Consider the following 5,328-nt stretch of genomic DNA (forward strand, 5'->3'; position numbering starts at 1 on the left):
TTGAGCGCCAGCAGATTGGTCTGATACGCGATGTCGTCGATGATGCCGATCTTGCCGGCGATGCTCTTCATGTCATCGACCGTCTTGTTCACCGCATCGCCGCCTTCGACCGCTGCCTTGGCCGACTTCGAGGCCATGTTGTCGGTGATCTTGGCGTTCTCGGTGTTCTGCGCGATCGAGGACGTCATTTCTTCCATGGAAGAGGTTGTTTCTTCGACACTCGCCGCCTGTTCGGATGAGGATTGCGAGAGCGACTGGGCGGTCGCCGATACCTGGCCGGCGGCATTGGTCAGGTTGTCGGCGGCGGTGCGTACTTCACCGATGATCTCGACCAGCTTGCCGACGGTGTCGTTGATCGCACTCTTCAGGTCGTTGAAGTCGCCCTGGTAGTGGGTGGTGATGGTCTGCGACAGATCGCCGCCGGACATCGCGTCCATGATGCGGCGCACCTCGTTGATCGGCCCGACGACGTTGTCGAGCGTGGTGTTCACGCCGATCACGATCTTCTGGAAGTCGCCCTGGTGCTTGGCGGCATCGGCGCGGGTTTCCAGCTTGCCGGCGACGGCAGCGTCGGCCAGCATGGCGGCGTCGGCGACCAGCGCATTGACGGCGTCGATACAGGTGTTGAGGTTGCTCTTGAGAACGTTGAAGTCGCCGTTGTAGGTGTCGGTGATTTTCGGCGGGATGTCGCCCTTGGAGATGCGGTCGACGTAGTTGGCGGCCACATTGAGCGGGTTGATCACGGCGTCGAGGGTGTTGTTGACGCCAACGACGACCTTCTGGAAGTCGCCTTGATGCTTGGCGGCGTCGGCGCGGGTTTCCAGCTTGCCGGCAACGGCGGCCTTGGCCAGCATGTCGGCATCGGTAATCAGCCGTTGTACCGAGGACTGCACGCCTTCGACAGCTTTGGCCAGCAGGCCGATTTCGTCCTTGCTGTCGACGTCGACCTTGAAGTTGAAGTCGCCGGCAGCCATCTTGTTGGCGACGCCGACGACGGTATTGACCGGGCCGGTGATGCCGCGCGTGATGATCCAGGCGAAGGCCACGGTCAGCAGTACGGCAAGGGAGCCGAGAATCATGATCAGGCGTTCGCCTGCACCAGCCATCTCGTCGGCCGACTTGCCAGCCGCTTCCATCAGCCCGGACTGGAAACCGATCAGTTCATCCACGGAAGCGATATACGCTGTCTGCACCTTGCGCATGTTGCCGAGTAACATTTCGACTGCTTCATCATGCTTGCCGGTTTTCTGCAATTCGAGGAAATGCCCTTGTTCGGCCGCGTAGGCTTTACGGGCTTCAATGACCTTGGCCAATACCTTCTTGCCAGCGTCGGAAGTGATGGTCTTTTCGAGTTTGTCAATCGTTGCGCTTACTTTTTCTCGTGCATCGACAATGCGTCCCAGTTCCTTCTTGACTTCTTCGGGCTGCTTGAAAAGTAAGGTATTACGATAGGCGCGCGCGACAATGTTGATCTGGTCGATGATGTCTTTGGCAATCAGCGTTTTGGGGTACTTGTCCTGGACCATGTCCTCGATTGCAGTATTGAGCGCGGCCAGCCTGGTGTAGGCGATAGTCGATATGGCGGCCAGCAATATAAGAACAAAGCCGAAGCCGAGACCGAGCCGGACGCCAATTTTCAGATTCTTGAACATGATTTATCCTTTAATGAAGTGCAATGACTTGCTTGTTCGGATGCGCTGGGAAAAGTTGCTGATTACTGCCGGAAAACAGTTTTCGTTCTTCGTTTTTCGTGACTGTCTGTACCAGCGCGGCGACGTCGAGAATCAACGCCACTTCGCCGCTGCCGAGAATGGTTGAACCGCCGATGCCGCGCAGGTGGCGGAACATGGCGCCAAGCGGCTTGATCACCGTCTGGAACTCGCCCATCAACTGGTCGACCACGATGCCGGCCCGTTTCCCGGCAAACTGGACGACGACGATGTTCTCGCGCGGTGGCGGCGCCCCTTCGACTTCGAACAGTTCACGCAGACGGACGAAGGGCAGGGCTTCGCCGCGCAGGTTGAGGAAATTGCGGTCGGTCGGCAGGTTTTTGAGTTCGATGCATTCGACGACGGTGTCGAGCGGAATGACGTAGGAGGCTTTGTCCACCCCGACCAGGAAACCGTCGATGATGGCCAGCGTCAGCGGCAGGCGGATGGTGAAGGTGGTGCCTTCGCCCTCGACCGAGCTGACATCGACGGCGCCGCGCAGCGACTGGATGTTGCGCCGCACGACATCCATGCCGACGCCCCTTCCCGAGAGGTTGGAGACTTTATCGACGGTCGAGAAGCCAGGTTCGAAGATGAGGTTGATGATCTCGGTTTCCGAGAGTGTCTGCCCCGGCAGGATGAGGCCGCGCTCGAGCGCCTTGGCGGTGATTTTCTCCTTGTTCAGGCCGCCGCCATCGTCGGATATCTGGATGACGATGCTGCCCGAGTCGTGGAAGGCGTTGAGCGAAACCTGACCACAGGCCGGCTTGCCGCGCTCCAGGCGCAGTGCGGTGGATTCGATGCCGTGGTCCAGCGAGTTGCGTACCAGATGCATCAGCGGGTCGCCGATCTTCTCGACGACCGTTTTGTCGAGTTCGGTTTCGGCGCCGCTGATCACCAGCTCGATTTCCTTGCCGAGTTCCTTGGCGACATCGCGGACCACGCGGTTGAAGCGGTTGAAGGTGTCGCCGATCTGCACCATGCGCAGTTGCAGCGCCGAGTCGCGGATGTCTTCGACCAGCCGGGAAAGAACCGAGGTGGCTTCGACCAGATCGCCATTGCGGCTCTTTTGCGCCAGCAGGTTGGCGGAAGCGCCGGCGATGACCAGTTCTCCGACCAGATCGATCAGTTGATCGAGCTTGTCGGCATGCACGCGCACCAGCCGGGCTTCCTTCGATTTGTTGTCGCTGACCTGGGCCTGCTTGACGATGGCCGCGTCGACGATTTCCTTGTGCACCACCTTGTGGTCGATCAGCAGTTCACCGAGTTGTGGTGGTGGGGGCGGCGGCAGTATTTCGTCCGCCGCATCGGCTTCAGGTGCCGAAGTTTTTTGCCGCAGCAGGCCGGCGTCGATCTCGGCCTGGGTCAGGGCGCCGCAGCGCACCAGGATTTCGCCCAGGCGCATGCTGTCTTCGGGCAGTTCCTGGATGTGCTTGAGGTAGTCGGCCAGTTTGCTGTGCGGCGGCAGGATGCGCAGGTCGCATTCGTCGCGCACGAATTCGAAAACGCGCTCGATGTCGGCCTTGGAGGCACGCGTCTGCAGCCGGATTTCGAAACCCATGTAGCACGATTCCGGGTCCATTTCGGCGGCGGCCGGCATGGCTTCGGTGACCGTTTCGATGCCGAGGATTTTGCCGAGCGAGGCCAGGTAGCGGATGAAGTACAGCGGGTCCATGCCGCCGCCGCGCAGCACGTTTCTGCCAAAGCGCACCGAGATATGCCAACTGTCGGTGATGAGCACGCCGCCGCCGGAGCTTTCGATCTCGCTGTCGGAATCTTGAATCGTCAGGCCGGAGGTGAGTGCTGCGGGGGGCTGGCTGTCTGCACTGATAAATGCTTGCAGGCGCTCGCTCAGGGCATCGCCCCGGGCTTGCAGATCGGCATCCGGTGCGCTGACCTGAGCGGCCAGCAAGTCCACCAGACTGCCCATCTGGTCGCAGCATTCGAGCAGCAGCGTCGCCAGCAGCGGGGTAGCCGCCATATCGCCGTTGCGCAGTGAGTCGAGCAGGTTTTCTACCCGATGCGTAAAGGCCACGATGAAGTTGCATTCGACCACGCCCGCCCCGCCCTTGATGGTGTGGGCGGCGCGGAAGATGGCGTTGATGTTGTCCCGGTCGTCCGGCGTCTGCTCAAGGCGCAGCAGGCCGGCTTCCATTTCAGCGAGTTGTTCGCGGCTTTCCTGAATGAATACGCCGGTAATTTCGTCCATGATTTGTTTCTCCGTATTCTCGGTATCCTGAGGATTGTGAGGTTTTCTCAGAGGCTGTGAATTAATTGGAACAAGCATCCAAGACCGTGGCCCGAGGCCAGGCTTCGCGCTCATTCCGGCGAAGGCCGGAATCTGACCGAAGGAAATGTGCCCCGCAGGAAATACCCTTGGGGTGCAGAGCCAGTGCGTACCTCTGATATTCATGAAAACAATCAGATAGACGAACTGGACCCCGGCCTTCGCCGGGGTGACGAGCGAGGCAAGTAGGCTGGTATGAATTTTTCATGGTCTCTCAGGCGGCCTGGCGGGCCGGGATGATCAGCGGATCACCGAACTCGGCGGCCAGGTTGCATAAATCGATGACGGAACTCACGGCCTGGCTGTGCGCGACGAAGCGTACGGATTTGCCGGCCCGTTGCGCTTCCTTCTTGAGCAGGATCAGCAGTTGCAGGCCGATGCTGTCCATTGCGCCAACCTGCGACAGGTTCAGTTCCAGTTCGTCGGTCTTCGCAAGGGCATCGAGCAGCGTTTGCTTGTGCTCCAGCGCGTGGTAAATGGTCAGGTCTTCGGTGATTGAAAGAAGCTGGGCGGATGGCATGATGGTTTCTCCTAAAACAGTTCGACACTGGATAGCGCCAGCGCGGGAGTTCCCCGTCTGTCCGTACCCGATGAGGTTGCGCGTTCACCCAATGCAACCACCAGGGCAACAGTCAGCGAGCGCCGCAGAAGTTTTTGGAAGTCCATGCTTTCAGTGAAAAACCAGTTTGATGGTGTTGAGCAACTCGTCGGCCGTGGACGGCTTGACGATCCAGCCTGACGCGCCGGCGGCCTTGGCCTCCAGCTTCCTCGATTGCTGCGACTCGGTGGTCAGGAAAAGAATCGGAACGAACTTGTAGGGAGCCAGCTTGCGCACTTCCCTGATCAGCTCGATGCCGTTCATGCCGGGCATGTTGAGGTCGGTGATCAGCAGGTCGATCTTGACGCCGGCATTGAATTTTGCGAGCGCCGCTTCCGCATTGGCCGCCTTCTCCACCGAGTAGCCGGCTTTGCTGAGGACGGCGGAGATGCTGAGCAGGATGGTCGCCGAATCATCGACAAGAAAGATTGTTTTCATGATTTTGCCTGGTTGGGGTGTTGCGAAATTTGATGGGGGGAATCTTCGCGGGGAGCCGGGATCAATTCGCGCGCGGTCTTGCGCGCCGCAATCCTCAGAGGTTGTGACAAATTCATTTCAGCCGAATCTCCTCGCTCGTCACCCCGGCGAAGGCCGGGGTCCAGTTCGTCTATCTGATTGTTTTCATGAATATCAGAGGTGCGCACTGGCTCTGCACCCCAAGGGTATTTCCTGCGGGGCACATTTCCTTCGGTCAGATTCCGGCCTTCGCCGGAATGACGGTCTTGGATGCTTGT

At 59.4% G+C, this 5,328-nt stretch carries 5 protein-coding genes; all 5 read right to left on the minus strand.

What is annotated here, in order from left to right; all coding sequences use genetic code 11:
* Positions 1–1,652, minus strand: a 1,652-nt coding sequence (locus ACOYNV_RS25365; RefSeq protein ID WP_422902595.1) for an MCP four helix bundle domain-containing protein, incomplete at its 3' end; no start/stop codon positions are given.
* A 10-nt stretch (positions 1,653–1,662) separates the two neighbouring features.
* Positions 1,663–3,918: a chemotaxis protein CheA gene (locus tag ACOYNV_RS25370; protein ID WP_422902596.1), complete on the minus strand. Its 2,256-nt coding sequence runs from the start codon at positions 3,916–3,918 to the stop codon at positions 1,663–1,665.
* 292 nt (positions 3,919–4,210) lie between these two features.
* Positions 4,211–4,516: an STAS domain-containing protein gene (locus ACOYNV_RS25375; RefSeq protein WP_422902597.1), complete on the minus strand. Its 306-nt coding sequence runs from the start codon at positions 4,514–4,516 to the stop codon at positions 4,211–4,213.
* A 150-nt stretch (positions 4,517–4,666) separates the two neighbouring features.
* On the minus strand, positions 4,667–5,032 hold the full coding sequence (locus tag ACOYNV_RS25380) for a response regulator (protein ID WP_422902598.1): 366 nt from the start codon (positions 5,030–5,032) through the stop codon (positions 4,667–4,669).
* Positions 5,029–5,328 (minus strand): hypothetical protein (locus ACOYNV_RS25385; protein WP_422902599.1); only part of this gene is annotated, 300 nt, incomplete at its 5' end. The genes ACOYNV_RS25380 and ACOYNV_RS25385, both read right to left, overlap by 4 nt.

Source organism: Propionivibrio sp., from assembly GCF_049316945.1.
In the GTDB taxonomy this organism is placed as follows: domain Bacteria; phylum Pseudomonadota; class Gammaproteobacteria; order Burkholderiales; family Rhodocyclaceae; genus Propionivibrio.